Genomic DNA, 17,170 nt, shown 5'->3' with positions numbered 1-17,170 from the left:
GATGGCCATGCCGCTCCGCCAGTCCATCAAGGTCGCGACGTATCTCTTCGAACAGAAGCTCCGCAAGCGTGAGAAGTTCCCGCTGATCGTCGAGCTGGAGCCGTTGTTCGCTTGCAACCTCGCCTGCGAGGGGTGCGGGAAGATCCAGCACCCGGCCGGTGTCCTGAAGCAGCGCATGCCGGTCGCGCAGGCCGTGGGCGCGGTGCTCGAATCCGGTGCCCCCATGGTCTCCATCGCCGGTGGCGAGCCGCTGATGCATCCGCAGATCGACGAGATCGTGCGCCAGCTCGTAGCGAAGAAGAAATACGTCTTCCTCTGCACCAACGCGATGCTCATGCGCAAGAAGCTCGACAAGTTCACCCCGTCGCCCTATTTCGCCTTCGCCGTGCACATCGACGGACTGCGTCAGCGGCACGACGAGTCGGTCGCCAAGGAAGGCGTCTTCGACGAGGCCGTCGCGGCGATGAAGGAGGCCAAGCGGAGGGGCTTCCGCGTCACCACCAACTCCACGTTCTTCAACACCGACACCCCGCAGACCATCATCGAGGTCCTCAACTACCTCAACGACGACCTCAAGGTCGACGAGATGATGATCTCGCCCGCCTACGCGTACGAGAAGGCGCCCGACCAGGAGCACTTCCTCGGCGTCGACCAGACCCGCGAACTCTTCAAGAAGGCCTTCGCGGGCGGCAACCGGGCCCGCTGGCGGCTCAACCACTCACCGCTCTTCCTGGACTTCCTGGAGGGCAAGGCGGACTTCCCCTGCACCGCGTGGGCGATTCCCAACTACTCGCTCTTCGGCTGGCAGCGCCCCTGCTACCTGATGAGCGACGGCTACGTACCGACGTACCGTCAGCTCATCGAGGAGACCGACTGGAGCAAGTACGGCCGGGGCAAGGACCCGCGCTGCGCCAACTGCATGGCGCACTGCGGCTACGAACCCACAGCGGTCCTCGCCACCATGGGGTCGCTCAAGGAGTCGCTGCGCGCGGCGCGGGAGAGCGTCGGCGGCAACCGGTGACGGACGGCGGGCCGAAGGGCTTCGACCTGAAACGGCTCCTCGCGGAGCGCGGGGCCGAGCGGTACGAGCTGCACGCGCGCCACCTCAACCACCAACTGCCGCGCATGCTGCACACCATCGGCTTCGACAAGGTCTACGAGCGGGCCGAGGGCGCCTACTTCTGGGACGCGGAGGGCAACGACTACCTCGACATGCTCGCCGGGTTCGGCGTGATGGGTATCGGCCGGCACCACCCGGTCGTCCGCAAGGCCCTGCACGACGTGCTCGACGCCCAGCTCGCCGACCTCACCCGTTTCGACTGCCAGCCGCTGCCCGGGCTGCTCGCCGAGAAGCTGCTCGGCCACAGCCCGCACCTGGACCGCGTCTTCTTCGGGAACAGCGGTACGGAGGCGGTCGAGACGGCGCTCAAGTTCGCCCGGTACGCCACCGGGAAGCCCCGCGTCCTGTACTGCGCCCACGCCTTCCACGGGCTGACCACCGGCTCGCTCTCGGTCAACGGCGAGAGCGGCTTCCGGGACGGCTTCGCCCCGCTGCTGCCCGACACCCCGATCGCGCTCGGCGACCTGGACGCGCTGCGCCGGGAGCTGAGGCGCGGGGATGTCGCCGCCCTGGTCGTCGAGCCGATCCAGGGCAAGGGGGTGCACGCCGCGCCGCCGGGCTTCCTGCGCGAGGCACAGGAACTGCTGCACCGGCACCAGGCGCTGCTGATCGCCGACGAGGTGCAGACCGGACTGGGCAGGACCGGGGACTTCTACGCCTACCAGCACGAGGAGGGAGTCGAGCCCGACCTCGTCTGCGTCGCCAAGGCGCTCTCCGGCGGCTATGTTCCGGTCGGCGCGACGCTCGGCAAGGACTGGATCTTCCGCAGGGTCTACTCCTCGATGGACCGGGTCCTCGTCCACTCCGCGAGCTTCGGCTCCAACGCCCAGGCCATGGCGGCGGGGCTCGCGGTGCTCACGGTGATGGAGGACGAGGAGACGGTGGCGAACGCCCGGCGCACCGGAGATCTGCTGCGGGAGCGCCTGACGGCACTGGTGGACCGCTACGAGCTGCTGCACGAGGTGCGCGGGCGCGGGCTGATGATCGGCATCGAGTTCGGCCGGCCCGCCTCGCTGAAGCTCCGCGGCCGCTGGACCATGCTCCAGGCGGCCCGCAAGGGACTCTTCGCCCAGATGGTCGTGGTGCCGCTGCTGCGGAAGCACCGCATCCTCACCCAGGTCTCCGGCGACCACCTGGAAGTGATCAAGCTGATCCCGCCACTGATCATCGGGGAGGCGGAGGTGGACCGCTTCGTATCGGCGTTCACGGAGGTCATGGACGACGCGCACAGCGGCGGCGGCCTGATGTGGGACTTCGGCCGGACGCTGGTCAAGCAGGCCGTGGCCAACCGCTGACCGCTGATTTTGCCTCCCGGGCAAATAGTTTGCCCGGGAGGAAAGTTCCTGGCCCAATGGAGGCATGAACCCTCCGGACGAAGGGGCGGCCGGCGAACTCCCCGGCGTCGCACCCCGCCTGCGCGATCTGCGCCGGGGCCGCGGTCTCACCCTGGAGACCGCCGCCCAGCGGGCCGGACTCTCCCCGGCCCACCTCTCCCGGCTGGAGACGGGCCGCAGGCAGCCCTCGCTGCCCATGCTGCTCGGCCTGGCCCGCATCTACGGTACGACGGTCTCCGAGCTGCTCGGCGAGCAGCCGCCCGAGCGGGAGGCGGTCATCCGGGGCGGCGCCTTCGAGGGCGCCGAGGCCGACGGCTGGATGTACCGCCGGACGGGCGGTTCCGGCCGCGCCATGCAGGCGCTGCGGGTCCGCGTACCGTACGGCGCCCAGGGCGATCTGGTCCGGGTGCACCCCGGTGAGGAGTGGCTGTACGTCCTCGGCGGGCGGCTGCGGGTCGCGCTGGGGGAGACCGTGCACGATCTGGACCCCGGCGACAGCGCCCACTTCGACTCGCTCACCCCGCACCGGATCGCGGCCCTGGACCGCGGCGGGGCCGAGCTGCTCTTCGTCCACTCCCTGCTGCAGAGCCCCGCGGCCGAGCTCTGCCTCGGCAACGCACTGCGCGCGCGTTGACCCCTTCGTTCCCCCGGCCGCGAGGCCGGCAGAGAGGACCGTCATGTCCGATTCCGAGCACTACGACCCGCTGAGCCCGCGGCGTCCCAGGACCACGCGGGACTCGCAGGAGCGCCGGATGCCGCGCGGTCTCGTGATCAGGCTGCTGGCCTACCTGGTGGTCGGCCATGTGATCGCGGCCTTCCTCTACCTGCTCTTCATGGTGGCAGGGGCCGAGTGAGCGTCCGGCCTGCCGATCAGCCCTGGTCGAGCAGCCGCTCGCGCAGCCGCTCCCGGGTCACGGAGGAGACGTTCAGCCCCTCCGCCAGGTAGCGGTCCGTCGTTCCCCAGGTCTCGTCGATGGCCGCGAACGCCGCCGCCAGGTAGGAGGCCTGCGCTCCGAAGAGCGGGTTCAGGAGCTCCATCACCTCGGCGGACATCCCGGTCTCGGACATGTCCGAGCGCTTCACCTTGTACCGGCGGTGGGGGTCGTTGGACTTGAGGTAGTCCGCCTCGATCGCCTCGCGCTCGACGCCGACCGCGAGCAGCGAGACCGCGATCGACAGACCGGCCCGGTCCTTGCCCGCAGCACAGTGCATGAGGGCGGGCACGCTGTCCTCCGCCAGGGCGTGCAGCACCCGGCTGTGCTCGGCCGTGCGGTCCACGATGGTCGACCGGTACATGTGGATCATGCGCTCGGTGCCCTTGCCGTTCGCCAGGATCGAGCGCAGCTGCTCGATGTTCCCGTCGCGCACCAGCCGCCAGAACTCGGCTCCGTCGGCCGGGTCGGAGAGCGGAATGCTGACATTGCGGACACCGGCCAGCTCGACGTCGTACCCGTCGAGCTGGTGGTCGGCGGAGTTGCGGAAGTCGAAGACGGTGTGCAGCCCGAGCCCGCCGAGGAAGAGCGCGTCCTCGGCGGTGGCGTGCGCCAGGTGGCCGCTGCGGTAGAGCCGGCCGAAGGCGGTGCGCCGCCCGTCCGTGGTGGGGAGCCCACCCACGTCGCGGAAGTTGCGGACTCCGGTCAGTGCGGTCTCGGTCGGCGGGACCTGCGGCACCTGCTGCGTCACGGTGGCTCCTGGAATCTCTGCGTCGGCGCCGCTCTCCGGCGAGGGCGCCCCTGCGACGATACGACATCGGTTCACCAGGCAACCATCAGTGCGCTGACCGGGCGTCAGATGTGGCGCGGGTGCCATGTCCGTATTGGTGTATTTCGCAGAACATGCCCCACTAATGGGGGAGATGGGATTCCCCGGGTGAGCGGGATCATATCCGTGACGGACCGTGGCGGTGGCGCCCGGGCGTTTTCCCGGTATCCGTACGGAAAGCCAAGATCCGTAATCCACGGAGTGTGACGGGAAATCCGGAGCGAAATTGAATCGACCATTCCGGGGTGCATCCGAGGGCTTGTTCCCGTCGTCCTGACTCGTTTACGGTCACCGTCAATCCGGACGGACCGCCTAATCCTGCCGCCGCCCGGAATTCGCATCCACCCACTCACGCGTGGCAGGAGCGGGGGAACCAGGTAAGCCGCCGGCCCGGAGCGATCCGGACCGGCTCGGGGTGAAGTCGCCATCCGGCGGCCGGGCATCTCCAGCTCGAACCCGACAGCTCACCTCGCAGGCGCCGGAGAGGAACCACCCCATGCCCGCAAAGGGTAAGCACCGTCGTCCCAAGTCCGGCCCGATCCACCGCGGCGTCCTCGCCGCGGGCACCGGCGGAGCCGTACTCGCCCTCCCGCTGATGGGCGCCACCGGCGCGCACGCCGCGGAGAAGGCGGCCCCCGCCGCCGCCTCGGCCGCCGCTCAGTCCGCGCCGCAGGCCGCGCCCGTCAAGGCGAAGGCCGCCCCGAAGACGTACTCCGTCGTCTCCGGTGACTACCTCGCCAAGATCGCATCCGAGCACCAGGTCAAGGGCGGCTGGCAGAAGCTGTACCAGGACAACCGCTCGACCGTCGGCGAGAACCCCAGCCTGATCTTCCCGGGCATGAAGCTCACCCTCGGCGCCAAGGCGTCCGGCTCCGCCGCGCCTTCGGAGGCCAAGGAGTCCGCTCCGGCTCCCAAGGCCGCCCCGAAGAAGGCCGAGCCGGCCCCCGAGGCCGCCCCGAAGAAGGCTCCGAAGGCGGACACCGCATCGGCCGACGACTCCGGCACCTCCGCGCAGACCGGCTCCTCCGAGGCCAACGGCTCCGGCTGGTCGGCACCGCTGGCCAGCCCCAACGTCACCACCCAGTACCGTGCCTCCGGCGCCAGCTGGTCCAGTGGCTACCACACCGGCTCGGACTTCCAGGCCGCCTCCGGTACCCCTGTCCTCGCCATCGGACCGGGCACCGTGGTCTCGGCCGGCAACAGCGGCTCGTACGGCAACGAGGTCGTCATCCAGCACGAGGACGGCATGTACTCCCAGTACGCCCACCAGTCCTCGCTCAACGTCTCGGTGGGCCAGACCGTCACCGGCGGCCAGCAGATCGGCCTCTCCGGCTCCACCGGCAACTCCACCGGCCCGCACCTCCACTTCGAGGTCCGCACCGGCCCGAGCTACGGCTCGGACGTCGACCCGATCGCCTACCTGCGAGCGCACAACGTCTCCCTCTGACCCGAGGGCAGCGATAAGTGATCGGGGGGCGGTGCGCGGCGGCGCACCGCCCCTCCGCTTATTCCGGCTTTACCGAAACCTGACCGGGTGGTCTATCTCACCACCCGTCAACCCCGTATTACGGTCGCGTAGGTCACATCGAACCGTGCAGGATATGCGCTTGTGGCAGACGATTCGAGAACCCAGCGACAGAACATCATCGGGTCGTACGCGGCGATCGGGGACAGTTTCACCGAAGGCGTCGGCGACCCCGGCCCCGACGGCACCTTCGTCGGCTGGGCGGACCGGTTCGCGGTTCTGCTCGCCGACCGGCTCCCGGCCCCCGACGCGGCGACGGGCCCCGGCGAGACCCGGCACGGGAACTTCCGGTACGCCAACCTCGCCGTACGCGGACGCCTCCTCGACCAGATCGTCGAGGAGCAGCTCCCCCGCGCCAGGGAACTGGCCCCCGACCTGGTCAGCTTCTGCGCGGGCGGCAACGACATCATCCGGCCCGGCACCGACCCCGACGATCTGGCCGAGCGCTTCGAGCGGGCCGTCGCGGACCTGACCGACGCGGTCGGCACCGTCATGGTCACCACCGGCTTCGACACCCGGGGCGTTCCGGTACTGCGCCACATGCGCGGCAAGATCGCCACGTACAACGTCCACCTGAGGGCCATCGCCGACCGCTACCGGTGCCCCGTGCTCGACCTGTGGTCGCTGCGCTCGGTCCAGGACCGGCGCGCGTGGGACGCCGACCGGCTCCACCTCTCGCCCGAGGGCCACACCCGCGTCGCGCTGCGCGCCGCCCAGGTCCTCGGCCACGACGTGCCGGCCGACCCGGACCAGCCCTGGCCGCCGCAGGCCCAGCGCCGCCCCTTCGACGCGCGGCGCGACAACATCCAGTGGGCGCGGGAGTACCTCGTGCCGTGGATCGGCCGGCGGCTGCGCGGCGAATCGTCCGGCGACCAGGTCGCGGCGAAGCGGCCGGACCTGCTGCCGCTGTAGCCGCCGCTACGCGGACTCCGCCGACGGCCGGGGGACCGCACATCGCCGCGGGTCCGGCAGCAGCGGCAGCGCACGCCGGGACGGGCCCGGTGCCACCGGTCCGTCCGGCGTCGAAGCCGCACCGCGACCGGCCGGTATCCGCTCCAGGACGCCGCCGGCGAACACGTCGTACAGCGGCAGCGTCTCCAGGTGCACATAGCCGATGTGGCAGTCGCACACGGCGAGCGGGCAGGCCCGCGGGGCGAGCGCCCGGCGGTAGCTGCCGTCGTAGAGGTTGCCCAGCTCGGCCTTGACGAAGTGGCAGCGGCGCACCGTGCCGTCACCGTCGACCGAGATCACCGACTCGCCCGTCCGGCAGGGCAGCCCCGCCGAGCGGTGCGGATGCCGGCTGTAGGGGAAGAGCGGGTCCAGCTCGGTCCACCGCTCCGCCTCCTCGTCGGTGTACGTATGCCCCTCGGCGGCGTTGACCCAGAGGTAGACCTCCTCGGGCAGCGCCGCCCGCAGCCGCCGCGCCTCGTCCAGGTGCTCGTCGAACCCCACCACGCCCACGCTGAAGCGGATCCCGCGTGCCGACAGCTCCCGGCACCTGCCCAGGAACCGCTCGTACGGTGTCTGCCCCGGGTGGTACGTACACCAGAGCGCGATCCGCTCCGGGTCGGCGTCCGCCAGCCACGCGGTGCGGCCGCTGAGATTGGTCTGGATGGCGACCCGGCGAATGTGCGGGAGCTGCGACAGCTCGGTCAGCGCGCGCCGGTACCAGGAGCGCACCAGGCCCTCGCCCCACGGCGTGAACAGCACGGAGAGCCGGTCGCCGGTCTGCGCCGCCGCCCACGCGGTGAACCGCTCCAGCGCCTCCCGGTCCGAGGTCAACCGCGCCCGGCTGTCGCGTCTCTTGGCGAACGGGCAGTACGGACAGTCGTAGTCGCACGAGGCCAGCGGGCCCCGGTAGAGGATCGTCAGGTCCACGGGCCGCTCACTTCCGCTCGTACGCGGCCATCGCGGCCCGCACCCCGGGGGAGAACAGCGCGGGCCCCAGCGCGTCCGAGTGCGCCAGGCCCAGCGGGGAGAGCCGCAGCAGGCCCGGCGGCGCGTCGGGGGCCAGCCAGCCCCGGGCCGCGAACCCCTCCAGCTCCGCGGGGAAGTCCTCCCGGGGGTCCGTGCCGAAGCGGGCGCGGTAGTCGTCCACGGGCAGCCCCGGCGCCTGGAGCAGCGACTGCAGGAGATGGCGCCTGCGCGCCTCGGCCGCGTCGACGTACCGGCCGACCTCGGCCCGGGAGAAGTCCTCGGTGGCGGTGAAGCCGTCGATGATGGACCGGATCTCCCGCATGTCCACCGCGTAGTCGAAGGAGTAGTGCAGGGCCGCCGTGTACGAACGGGCCCCGCAGCCCAGCCCGATCATGCCGTCGGTCTGACAGGCGTAGTCCTCGGGGCCCTCCGCGTACTCCCGCGGGGTGTCGGCGCGCCGGAACATCCGCATCGACACCTGCTCGTAGCCGTGCGCCAGCAGATGGTCGCGGCCCACCCCGTACAGCCGCAGCCGCTGCTCGTCCCAGGCGGCCTGCTCCAGGGCCTGTGCCTCCGCACCGGCCGCGGCGCCCAGGCGGTGCAGGCCGGTCAGCGGGCGGACGTACAGCGGGTAGAGATACAGCTCCTCGGGGTGCCAGGCCAGGGCGGCGTCCAGCGAGGTCAGCCAGGTGCGGTCGGTCTGGCCGTCGATGCCGTAGATCAGGTCGATGTTCAGCACCGGTATCCCGGCTTCCCGGATCCGGCCGAGGGCGCCTTCCACCTCGGCCCGGCGCTGCGGACGGACTGCGGCCCGCGCCTCCTCGTCCACGAAGCTCTGTACGCCGATGCTGACCCGGGTCGTGCCCCGGTCGGCCAGCACCGCCAGCCGGTCGGCGGTCGCAGTGGAGGGGGACGTCTCCACGGATAGCGGCACCGCGAGCAGGTCGGCGCCCATCCGCTTCTCAGCGATGTCGCAGAGCCGCTCCAGCTCACCCGCCGTCAGGAAGGTCGGGGTCCCGCCGCCGAACGCCGCCGCGGCGAACCGCACCAGCTCACTGTCGCCGAGCGCGTCCCGCACGGCCACGGCCTGCCGGTCCAGAGCGTCGAGATACCGCGTCGTCAGCTCCTCGGGCGCGCCGATCCGGGTGAAGAGGTTGCAGAAGCCGCAGCGGACCTCGCAGAACGGTATGTGGAGGTAGAGGGAGAGGGCGTTCTTCGGCTCGGCCGCCCACAGCTCGCGCAGCGCGGGCCGGTCCGGCAGAGGGCGGTAGGCCGTCTTGTGCGGATAGGCGTAGACGTAACTCTCGTAGGGCCGGACGGCGGGCGGGCCGGCGGCGGTCGCCGTCGGGGTGCTGGTGGTCATCGGGAGGCCCCCGGTTCGAGGAAGAAGTGGGCGTACGGCACGGTCCAGACGGCTTCGTGGCCGAGCCGGTGGCCGGTGTAGCCGTCGTCGCCGTAGGCGGTGCCGTGGTCGGAGCAGACGATGGCGAAACAGCGGCGGCGGCTGCTCGCCGCGGTGAAGAGCCGGCCGATGTGCCGGTCGACGTACTCCAGGGCGGCGGCGTGGGTGGCCCGGGAGTCGCCCGCCTCGCGGGTCGCGCCCGGGGTGTGGAACCAGTTCGGCTGGTGCAGCGCGGACACGTTGACGAAGAGGAAGAGCCGCTGCTCCTCGGGGAGCCCGGCCACCACCTCCTCGGCCCGGGTCACCTGCTCCTCGAACGAGGTCGGTGATGCGACGCCGAACTCCGGCTCCCAGTGGCTCTCCTGGAACATGCCGGGCAGCACCGCCCCCAGCGGTCCCTGCCGGTTGAAGAACCCGACCCCGCCGACGCACACCGTGCGGTAGCCCTCGGCGGCCAGACCCGACACCAGGTCCGGGGTGTCGAAGACGAAGGTGCCGTCCGCCGTCGTCTCGCTGCCCGCGAAGCGCGCCGCGAACAGCCGCGGATGCGGGCCGGGGGTGGCGGGTGTCGGCAGGAAACCGGCGAACATCGCCTGGTGCGAGGCGTAGGTGAAGCTGCCCGGTGCGTGCCGCTTCTCCCACACGCCGCCGGGCAGATGCCGGGCCAGGTTCGGGATGCGCCCGGCGGCGGCCAGCTCCACGGCGACGTCGTGACGCAGGGTGTCCAGGGTGACCAGCAGCAGGTCATGGCTGCCCACGACCTCGGTCATATCGGGTCGCCCGGGGTCGGGCCCCGGGTCAGGAAGGGGTGGCGGCACGGTCGTTCCTCGCTCGGTCCAGTACGGCGGCGACCTGCGCCGCATAGGTGTCCAGTCCCTCGGCACCGCTGCCCGGCAGACCGGTCAGCCCGGGCAGCAGATCACCGAAGGCGTTGACCTCGCCGACGGCGAAGCGCCGCCAGCCGGCCGCGGGCAGCAGATCCACGCCCACGCACAGCGTCCCGGGGAAGCAGGCGGCGGCCCGCTCACACATCGCCAGCGCCTCGCGCCAGCAGCCGCCCACCGCCGACACGGCGGCCCGGACCTCGTCGAGATCGCCGCGGGCGCCCCCGAGATGGAGGTTGGTCATGGGGGACAGGCTCGTCCGGACGACGGCGTGGGTCGCCCGGCCGCCGACCACCACGATCCGCAGATCGGCGGCCCGCCCCCGCTGGGACGCCTTGGGCAGCCAGCGCTCGATGTGCAGGCCGTCCGGGGCGAGCGCGTCCACGATCGCGCCCACCTCCAGCTCCGTGCTGTACCGGCGGACCCGGAGCGAATTGAACAGCCGCCCCCCGGCGTCCCGTTCCACCGAGGTGCTCGCCCGGACCCGGCCGGGACCCGCGGTCTCCACCGCCAGCACCCCCGAGGCGGACGAGCCGTGGGCGAGCTTCACGAACGCCCGGGGCATCCGGTGCTCCCGCATCAGCGCCCGTACGTCGGACCAGCCCCGCACCTCCGGTGCCCGCGGGCCCGACGTGGGCGAGGCGGGCACCGGGACCGCCGCACCCTCCAGCAGCGCGTGGCAGAGGCGCTTGTCGAAGAGCGCGGCGAGGTCAGCGGGGGAGGCGAGCACCTCGGCACCGGCCGCCGAGGCCGCACGCGCCACCTCGCCCACCGCCGCGAGGAACCCGGCGTACCACCGCGCGGACCCCTCCACCCGGGTCGGGTTCTCGACCCCGCGCAGCAGCCGCTCCACCTCCGCGTCCTCGCCCGGCGAGTCGATCCGCACGGTCTCGCCCGGCGCGAACGCCGCCGCGCCGCCCAGCACCCGGAGCCAGGGCACGACCCGGGCCGGCGGCAGCCTGGCGGCCCGTACGGCCTCCTGGAAGAAGGCGACCCGGCGGTTCTCCGGATTGCCCACCACCGCGAAGCGCGGTCCCCCCTCGCTCCCGGGGCTACTCACTGACGGCGACATAGCGCTCCGGTTCGTCGTCCGGGTCCCCGTAGTCCTCCTCGGCCTCGTCGCCCTCGACCACGGCCGGGACGCACGCGGCCCTGATGCGGTCGAGCACCGGGTCGGTGAGGTAGTGATGGCGCAGGTCGAGCGTGCCGAGGTGGTTCAGGGGCTGCCCGTTCACCAGGGCTTCACCACCCGTGTCACTCAGGGTGCCCATGGACAGGGCGAGGGTCTCCAGTTGGGCGACGACGGGCGCCGACGCCACGGCGGCCGCGATCTCGTCCTGGATCTCGCTGTTCTGCAGACCCAGGTGGCGCAGCCGGGGGAACGTACCGCCCGACAGGATCGGCCGGATGTCGTCGACCGTGGCGTCGCCTCCGTACCACGAGCTGCCGAACCACAGGTCCAGCCGCTCCAGCGCGGGCAGTTCGCTCGCGGCGACCGCCCGCACCAGATCGCCGGGCAGTCCCCCGGACTCGAAGCGCAGCGACCTCAGCGCCGCATGACGGACGGGCCGCAGCCCCAGCCCCTCCTGGCCGCAGCCCCGTACGGTGAACTCCTCCAGCAGCGGCAGCGCTTCGAGCACCGGCGTGATGTCGCACATGCGCAGCCACGACACCTCGCACTCCTCGCCCACCACGTCGGCGAGGAAGAGGCCGCGCAGGGCCGGGAAGCGGTCCGCGTCGGCGATCACCAGATCTCGCACCGGCTCGAACGGCGTGTAGTCCTCACGCCACCAGGGGCCGATGACGAGCGCCCGGACCCGCGTGGTGTCCACCGTGTCCAGGAACCGCTGCCACAGGACGGCGAAGTCCGTCTCCTCGTCGTGGTCGCACTCCAGCCGCCAGGCCACGGTGTCGGCCTCGGGCCTGGCCGACACCGGTGCCGCCCGCGGCGCGAGCGGATGGACCGGCAGCCCGTGGAAGTCGTCGAAATGCGCGATGCGGATGTACGTCATGACGCCCTCACTCCGACACGGCGGTGTAGCGGCCCTCGGCGCCGCGGTTGTCCCACGGCTCGTTCCGCTCGGACAGGTCCACGCGCACCCCGTGCGGCTCCAGCACCGAGCGGACCCGCTGCTCCATCGCCTCGGTGAGGAAGTGGTGGTGGAGATCGAGCTCGTCGAGATGGGTGAGCGGCTGCCCTTCGAGGAGGGCGGCGGCGCCTTCGTCCCCCAGCGTCCCGTCGGACAGGTCGAGGACTTTGAGCTGGGCGACGACCGGCGCCGACGCGACGGCCGCCGCGATCTCGTTCTGCACCTCGCTGTTGCGCAGGCCCAGATGGCGCAGACGGGGGAAGCGGGTGCCCGAGAGCAGTGGCGCGAGGTCCGCCACATCGGTGTCGCCGCCGTAGGCCGAGACCCCCAGCCAGAGGTCCAGCCGCTCCAGCGCGGGCAGTTCGCTGTCCAGCACCCCGCGCACCACCTGGACCGGAAGGCCGCCCGCCTGGATGGTCAGCGCCCGCAGCCGGTCATGCTTCGTCGGCGGGAACACCAGGTCGGTACCGCCCCGCACGCCGAACTCCGTCAGCGCGGGAAAGGCGGCCAGCAGGGCCGTGACATCCGACTGCTCGATCCAGGTGATCTCGGCCTCCTCCGCCTCCAGGTCCCCGACGAACACCGCCTCCAGCGAGGTCAGCCGGTCGGCGGCGGCGACCACCAGGCCGATCGGGACGGCGGAGTTCTCCTCGTACGCCTCGCCCCACTGGCCGATGATCAGCGCCCGGACCCCGGCCGGGTCGACCGCCCCCAGGAAGGCGGCGAACTCCTGCTCCCAGCTCTGATCCTGGTCCTCGTACGGATCGACGGAGATGCGCCAGGCCACATCGTCGGCGGCGGGCCGGTCGGCGGGGTCGTCCTTGTGCTGGAAGTCGACGGCCGGAAGGCCGCCGAACGCTTGCAGATGCTGCGCACCGTACATCGCACTGAGCTCCTGGTCCTGGGGACGGCTGATGTCCGCAAGGTTTATCAAGCCGCACTGACAACGCCGCGACCGGGACGGCCTCCGAGCCGCCGGACCGGCTCCGGGCCCGCCGTCGGGGCCCGTTGTCAGACCCTGCCCGTAGCGTTTTTCCCATGTCCGGCACAGCGGGTGCCGCGACCGAGGGGAGACCTCTGTGTACCGGCAGGGCGATGTACTGATCATGGCGCTGGAGGAGTCGGCCGTGCCCGCCCCCTTCCGCAAGGCTTCGGGCGAACTGCGCGACGCGCGGGGGCGGCTGGTGCTCGCGCTGGGGGAGGTGACCGGGCACGCGCACGCCGTGCAGGGGCCAGGCCGGCTGATCCGGGAGGCGGGACCGTTCGGCCCGATGCTGCTCCATCTCCCGGAGGGCGGACGGGTGGTGCACGAGGAGCACGCCACGATCGCGCTGCCGAAGGGCTGGTTCCGCGTGGTGCGCCAGCGGGAGTACGCACCCGGAGCGATCCGGATCGTCGCGGACTGACCGCGCCCGGGCCGCTCCGCGGCTGCCACCGCGCAGCCACCGGTCCAGACATCTTCAGCCATCAGAACGAGCACGACGAACGAGCACGACGAACGAGCACGACGAACGAGCACGACGAACGAGCACGACGAACGAGCACGACGAACGAGCACGACAGGGGACGGGACAACCGATGCAGCACGTGAATTCCTGGCGGGACGTGGCGGCGGCGACCGGCGCGGCGGACCGGCCGGCCGCCGAGGAGGGCGTGCGGCGCGCCTATCGCACCGCCGGACTTGCCGAGCCCGGGCGGATCGTCTGGGCCCAGTCGCCCCGCGCGGCCGTCGAAGCCGTCGGGAAGCTGGCCGACGCGGGACGGTCGGTGCGCGAAGAGGTCCGCACCCGGCCGTGGGCCGAGGAGCGCCGCCGCATGTACGACGAGCTGGGTCCGGCGGGCTGGTCGGCCCTCTGGTCCGCCACCGGGGCCCAGCTCTGGGAGACCACGGCCGCGCTCGCCGAGCGGATACGGTCCGGCGTCGTCGCCGACCTGGCGCCCCGGCCGCAGGACGAGAGCGGCGTGCGGCTGGTCCTGCTCGACGCGGTGCTCGGCCAGCACGACGCCGCCTGGCTCGCCGCCTTCGACGGGCGCGGCGACCGGCTCACCGGCCTCGCCGAGGTCGCCCGGAACGCCGGCTGGTGGTGGCCGTACGAGAACGCCGTGGTGATCACCGAACGGCCCGAGGTCCTGCACCGCGACGAGGCCGGCAGGCTGGACCACGGGGAGGGGCCGGCCCTCGCCTACCGGGACGGGTTCGCGCTGTACGCGTGGCGCGGTATGCCGGTGCCCGCCGCGTTCCTGGCCGAGCTGGCGTCCCTGACCCCGCAGCGCATCCGGGAGGAGGGGAACGCGGAGCTGCGCCGCGTGATGCTGGAGTACTACGGCTACGACCGCTATCTCACGGAGTCCGGGGCCGAGCCCGTCCACCGCGACGAGACGGGCATCCTCTGGCGCATCGCACTCGAGGGGGACGAGGACGTGGTGATGGTCGAGGTGGTCAACTCCACCCCCGAGCCGGACGGTACGCACCGCACCTACTGGCTCCGCGTACCGCCCGCGACGCGTACCGCCAAGGAGGGGGTGGCCTGGACGTTCGGGCTGGACGGCGCCGCCTACGCCCCGGTGCGCCAGACCTGACCCGTCAGCCGGTCAGCGCGGCCTGGTCGATGCCCAGCTCGCGGGCGAGCGCGTCGTCGGTCCAGCGCAGCATCGTGGCCCTGGAGAGCGGACCCGCGTACGACGTCATCTGCACGGCCAGACCGTCCAGCAGGGCGGTCAGCCGCCAGGCCGCCGACTCCGGGTCCGCGCAGCGGAACTCACCGGCGGCATCGCCCTCCTGGATGACCTCGGCCAGCTCCGCCTTCCACCGCTGGTCGAGGTCGCCCGCGACCTCGCGCAGGGCCGGCTCCCGCAGCGAGACGGCCCAGCCCTCGATCCACAGCCGCCACCCCTTGGCCTGCCCGGTCGGCGCGTACCACCGCACGGCGGCCCGCAGTCGCCGAACGGCCGTGGTGCGGCGGGCCAGCAGCTTGCGCAGATGGGCGAGATCGGCCTCGGCCGCGTAGGCGAAGGCGGCGGCGACCAGCTTCTCCTTGGTCGAGAAGTGGTAGAGCACCAGCGCGTTGCTCACGCCCAGCGCGGACGCCACATCCGCGATCCGCACGGAGGAGGCCCCGCGGATCTCGATCTGTTCGACCGTCGCCCTCAACAGCTCCTCACGCCGCTCCGCCACGTTCAACCGGACTCTTGCCACGCGACCACCCTAGTCAATGTTCTGGTTACTGCCGGTCACCGAAGATCCGGCCCTCACGGAGGTGACGCGACGGACCCCTCGGATGTGACACCGCCGGGCGGGGCGGCCGACCGGAATCCTGGGGGCGGCAAGCACGTTGGACCGTGCATGACGTCATTCGAACCGGCACACGAAGCGCTGCTCGGCCTCATCGGCGAGCACGACGGGGGAGTGCTGGTCACTCTGAAGCAGGACGGGCGGCCCCAGCTGTCCAACGTCAACCACGCCTACTACCCCGATGAGCACGTGCTCCGGGTATCGGTCACCGAAGGCCGGGCAAAGACCCGTAACCTGCGGCGGGACCCCCGCGCGAGCTACCACGTCACCAGTGACGACCGCTGGGCCTGGACCGTGGTGGACGGCACCGCCGAGCTCACCCCGCCCGCCGCCGAGCGCGACGATGCCACCGTGGAGGCCCTGATCACGCTCTACCGTGACGTCCAAGGCGAGCACCCCGACTGGGAGGACTACCGGCGGGCCATGGTCGAGGACCGCCGCGTGGTGCTTACGCTCCACATCGACCACGTCTACGGACAGCCGCGTGGCTGAGCGGCCACCGGACCTCTGCCCCGTTCACCGCCCTCTTCTCGCCCTGTCGGACAGTCCGACGATAATGGGACGACACCGACTCCCCCAGGAGATGTTGTGACCGGCGCCGACTACTTTGTCCCCTTCCGTACGAGAATGCGTTCGATGCGCTCCGAGCCCTTCGGGGCCGATCCGGCGGGAGCGCGGATGCAGCGCATCCTCAGCTCGCCGAACTTCGCCGAGGGGGTGTTCCAGAACCCCCTGGGCGCCCGGACCAGGCCGTCCGGGTCCACGCTGGAGTTCGCCAGGATCTACTTCCAGAAGGAACAGCGGATCCGGCGGGCACCGGCCGGCACCGTCCCGGTCCACGCCACCACCCTCGCCGACCTGGCCGCTCCGCCCGCCATGGGGCTGAGGCTGACCTGGATGGGTCACTCCACCGTCCTGGCCGAGATCGACGGCGCCCGCGTCCTGTTCGACCCGGTCTGGGGTGAGCGGTGTTCCCCGTTCCCCTTCGCCGGACCCAAGCGCCTGCACCCGGTGCCGGTGCCGCTGGCCACGCTCGGCCCCGTCGACGTGGTGGTGATCTCCCACGACCACTACGACCACCTCGACCTGCCGACGATCCGCGCGCTGGCGGGCACGGACACCGTCTTCGCCGTGCCGCTCGGGGTCGGCGCCCACCTGGAGCGCTGGGGAGTGGCGCCCGACCGGCTGCGCGAGCTCGACTGGAACGAGACGACGAAGGTCAACGGGGTCAGCCTCACCGCCACTCCCGCGCGCCACTTCTGCGGTCGGGGCCTGCGCAACAACCAGCACACCCTGTGGGCCTCCTGGGCCGTCTCCGGCCCGGAGCACCGGATCTACCACAGCGGCGACACCGGCTACTTCCCCGGCTTCCGGGACATCGGCGCCGAGCATGGCCCCTTCGACGCCACGATGATCCAGCTCGGCGCCTACTCGGAGTACTGGCCGGACATCCACATGACCCCCGCCGAGGGGATGCGCGCCCATCTGGACCTCCAGGGTTCACGCCCGCACGGTGTGCTGCTCCCGATCCACTGGGGCACCTTCAACCTGGCCCCGCACGCCTGGGCCGAGCCCGCCGAGTGGGCGCGGGACGCCGCCGAGGAGGCCGAGCAGGCCGTGGCGTTCCCCCGGCCGGGCGAACCCTTCGAACCCGCCGGCACACTCCCCGTGGAGCCGTGGTGGCGTGCGGTGTCCGCGCCGATGGCGGCCCCGCAGTGGCGGACGGCGGTACCGGACGTGGTCCCGGGCGGCGCACCGGTCGTGCGACGGGACCTGGATGTGGCGGGGGAGCGGTAGGCGACGGGAGTCGGTGGGGCGGGCGCTCCGGGCGCCCGCCCCTCATCC

The 17,170-nt window shown here is 72.0% G+C and carries 18 protein-coding genes and 1 riboswitch; of the genes, 10 read left to right on the top strand and 8 right to left on the bottom strand.

What is annotated here, in order from left to right; genetic code table 11:
• The first annotated feature begins 1 nt into the window (after position 1).
• The 4 genes from hpnH to ACIQAK_RS29340 all read left to right on the top strand — a co-directional run bounded on the left by hpnH (position 2) and on the right by ACIQAK_RS29340 (position 3,308).
• Positions 2–1,021 carry an adenosyl-hopene transferase HpnH gene (hpnH, locus tag ACIQAK_RS29355; RefSeq protein ID WP_366391977.1) on the top strand — a complete coding sequence of 340 codons (1,020 nt, stop codon included), beginning with the start codon at positions 2–4 and terminating at the stop codon, positions 1,019–1,021.
• A complete protein-coding gene (locus ACIQAK_RS29350; protein WP_366391978.1) occupies positions 1,018–2,415 on the top strand; it encodes an aspartate aminotransferase family protein in 1,398 nt (465 codons plus the stop codon). Before hpnH ends, ACIQAK_RS29350 begins: the two co-directional genes overlap by 4 nt.
• Before the next feature lie 64 nt (positions 2,416–2,479).
• Positions 2,480–3,088, top strand: a complete 609-nt coding sequence (locus tag ACIQAK_RS29345; RefSeq protein WP_366391979.1) for an XRE family transcriptional regulator — start codon at positions 2,480–2,482, stop codon at positions 3,086–3,088.
• A gap of 43 nt (positions 3,089–3,131) precedes the next feature.
• Positions 3,132–3,308, top strand: a complete 177-nt coding sequence (locus tag ACIQAK_RS29340) for a DUF6126 family protein (protein ID WP_366391980.1) — start codon at positions 3,132–3,134, stop codon at positions 3,306–3,308.
• Positions 3,309–3,324: 16 nt separating this feature from the next.
• On the opposite strand, the gene ACIQAK_RS29335 is transcribed toward ACIQAK_RS29340, so the two are convergent.
• Positions 3,325–4,137, bottom strand: a complete 813-nt coding sequence (locus ACIQAK_RS29335) for a tyrosine-protein phosphatase (RefSeq protein WP_366391981.1) — start codon at positions 4,135–4,137, stop codon at positions 3,325–3,327.
• A 410-nt stretch (positions 4,138–4,547) separates the two neighbouring features.
• Positions 4,548–4,706, top strand: a riboswitch (cyclic di-AMP (ydaO/yuaA leader).
• Between the two features lie 5 nt (positions 4,707–4,711).
• On the opposite strand from ACIQAK_RS29335, the gene ACIQAK_RS29330 reads away from it, so the two are divergent.
• Together ACIQAK_RS29330 and ACIQAK_RS29325 are read left to right on the top strand one after the other, a co-directional pair.
• Positions 4,712–5,662, top strand: a complete 951-nt coding sequence (locus ACIQAK_RS29330; RefSeq protein ID WP_366391982.1) for a LysM peptidoglycan-binding domain-containing M23 family metallopeptidase — start codon at positions 4,712–4,714, stop codon at positions 5,660–5,662.
• A gap of 162 nt (positions 5,663–5,824) precedes the next feature.
• A complete protein-coding gene (locus tag ACIQAK_RS29325) occupies positions 5,825–6,652 on the top strand; it encodes an SGNH/GDSL hydrolase family protein (protein ID WP_366391983.1) in 828 nt (275 codons plus the stop codon).
• A 6-nt stretch (positions 6,653–6,658) separates the two neighbouring features.
• On the opposite strand, the gene ACIQAK_RS29320 is transcribed toward ACIQAK_RS29325, so the two are convergent.
• From ACIQAK_RS29320 to ACIQAK_RS29295, 6 genes are read right to left on the bottom strand one after another with little or no spacing between them, the layout of a single operon-like run.
• The gene (locus tag ACIQAK_RS29320) at positions 6,659–7,618 is read right to left on the bottom strand and encodes an STM4011 family radical SAM protein (RefSeq protein ID WP_366391984.1); all 960 of its coding nucleotides are present in this window, start codon (positions 7,616–7,618) and stop codon (positions 6,659–6,661) included.
• Positions 7,619–7,625: 7 nt separating this feature from the next.
• Positions 7,626–9,020, bottom strand: a complete 1,395-nt coding sequence (locus ACIQAK_RS29315; RefSeq protein WP_366391985.1) for an STM4012 family radical SAM protein — start codon at positions 9,018–9,020, stop codon at positions 7,626–7,628.
• Positions 9,017–9,829 (bottom strand): STM4013/SEN3800 family hydrolase, encoded by an 813-nt coding sequence (locus ACIQAK_RS29310; protein WP_366391986.1) that lies wholly within the window; start codon positions 9,827–9,829, stop codon positions 9,017–9,019. Before ACIQAK_RS29310 ends, ACIQAK_RS29315 begins: the two co-directional genes overlap by 4 nt.
• 28 nt (positions 9,830–9,857) lie before the next feature.
• Positions 9,858–11,015: an STM4014 family protein gene (locus ACIQAK_RS29305; RefSeq protein WP_366391987.1), complete on the bottom strand. Its 1,158-nt coding sequence runs from the start codon at positions 11,013–11,015 to the stop codon at positions 9,858–9,860.
• A complete protein-coding gene (locus ACIQAK_RS29300) occupies positions 10,996–11,955 on the bottom strand; it encodes an STM4015 family protein (protein WP_366391988.1) in 960 nt (319 codons plus the stop codon). The genes ACIQAK_RS29305 and ACIQAK_RS29300 overlap by 20 nt, the downstream gene beginning before the upstream one ends.
• 7 nt (positions 11,956–11,962) lie before the next feature.
• Positions 11,963–12,916 (bottom strand): STM4015 family protein, encoded by a 954-nt coding sequence (locus ACIQAK_RS29295; protein ID WP_366391989.1) that lies wholly within the window; start codon positions 12,914–12,916, stop codon positions 11,963–11,965.
• Between the two features lie 196 nt (positions 12,917–13,112).
• Between ACIQAK_RS29295 and ACIQAK_RS29290 the strand changes: the two genes are divergently transcribed.
• Both ACIQAK_RS29290 and ACIQAK_RS29285 read left to right on the top strand, forming a co-directional pair.
• The gene (locus tag ACIQAK_RS29290; protein WP_366391990.1) at positions 13,113–13,439 is read left to right on the top strand and encodes a hypothetical protein; all 327 of its coding nucleotides are present in this window, start codon (positions 13,113–13,115) and stop codon (positions 13,437–13,439) included.
• A 172-nt stretch (positions 13,440–13,611) separates the two neighbouring features.
• A complete protein-coding gene (locus tag ACIQAK_RS29285; RefSeq protein WP_366391991.1) occupies positions 13,612–14,613 on the top strand; it encodes a DUF6745 domain-containing protein in 1,002 nt (333 codons plus the stop codon).
• 4 nt (positions 14,614–14,617) lie between these two features.
• Here the strand turns inward: ACIQAK_RS29285 and ACIQAK_RS29280 are convergent, their stop codons facing one another.
• Positions 14,618–15,229 carry a TetR/AcrR family transcriptional regulator gene (locus ACIQAK_RS29280; protein WP_366391992.1) on the bottom strand — a complete coding sequence of 204 codons (612 nt, stop codon included), beginning with the start codon at positions 15,227–15,229 and terminating at the stop codon, positions 14,618–14,620.
• Positions 15,230–15,376: 147 nt separating this feature from the next.
• Between ACIQAK_RS29280 and ACIQAK_RS29275 the strand changes: the two genes are divergently transcribed.
• Both ACIQAK_RS29275 and ACIQAK_RS29270 read left to right on the top strand, forming a co-directional pair.
• The gene (locus ACIQAK_RS29275) at positions 15,377–15,817 is read left to right on the top strand and encodes a PPOX class F420-dependent oxidoreductase (RefSeq protein WP_366391993.1); all 441 of its coding nucleotides are present in this window, start codon (positions 15,377–15,379) and stop codon (positions 15,815–15,817) included.
• A gap of 96 nt (positions 15,818–15,913) precedes the next feature.
• Entirely contained in the window at positions 15,914–17,122 is a 1,209-nt protein-coding gene (locus ACIQAK_RS29270) for an MBL fold metallo-hydrolase (RefSeq protein WP_366391994.1), read from the top strand.
• The last annotated feature ends 48 nt before the right edge of the window (positions 17,123–17,170 follow it).

The organism is Streptomyces sp. NPDC088706 (assembly GCF_044752765.1).
Lineage (GTDB): Bacteria > Actinomycetota > Actinomycetes > Streptomycetales > Streptomycetaceae > Streptomyces.
The sequence above is the reverse complement of the archived record's forward strand: the minus strand, read 5'-3'. Positions and strand labels throughout refer to the sequence as shown.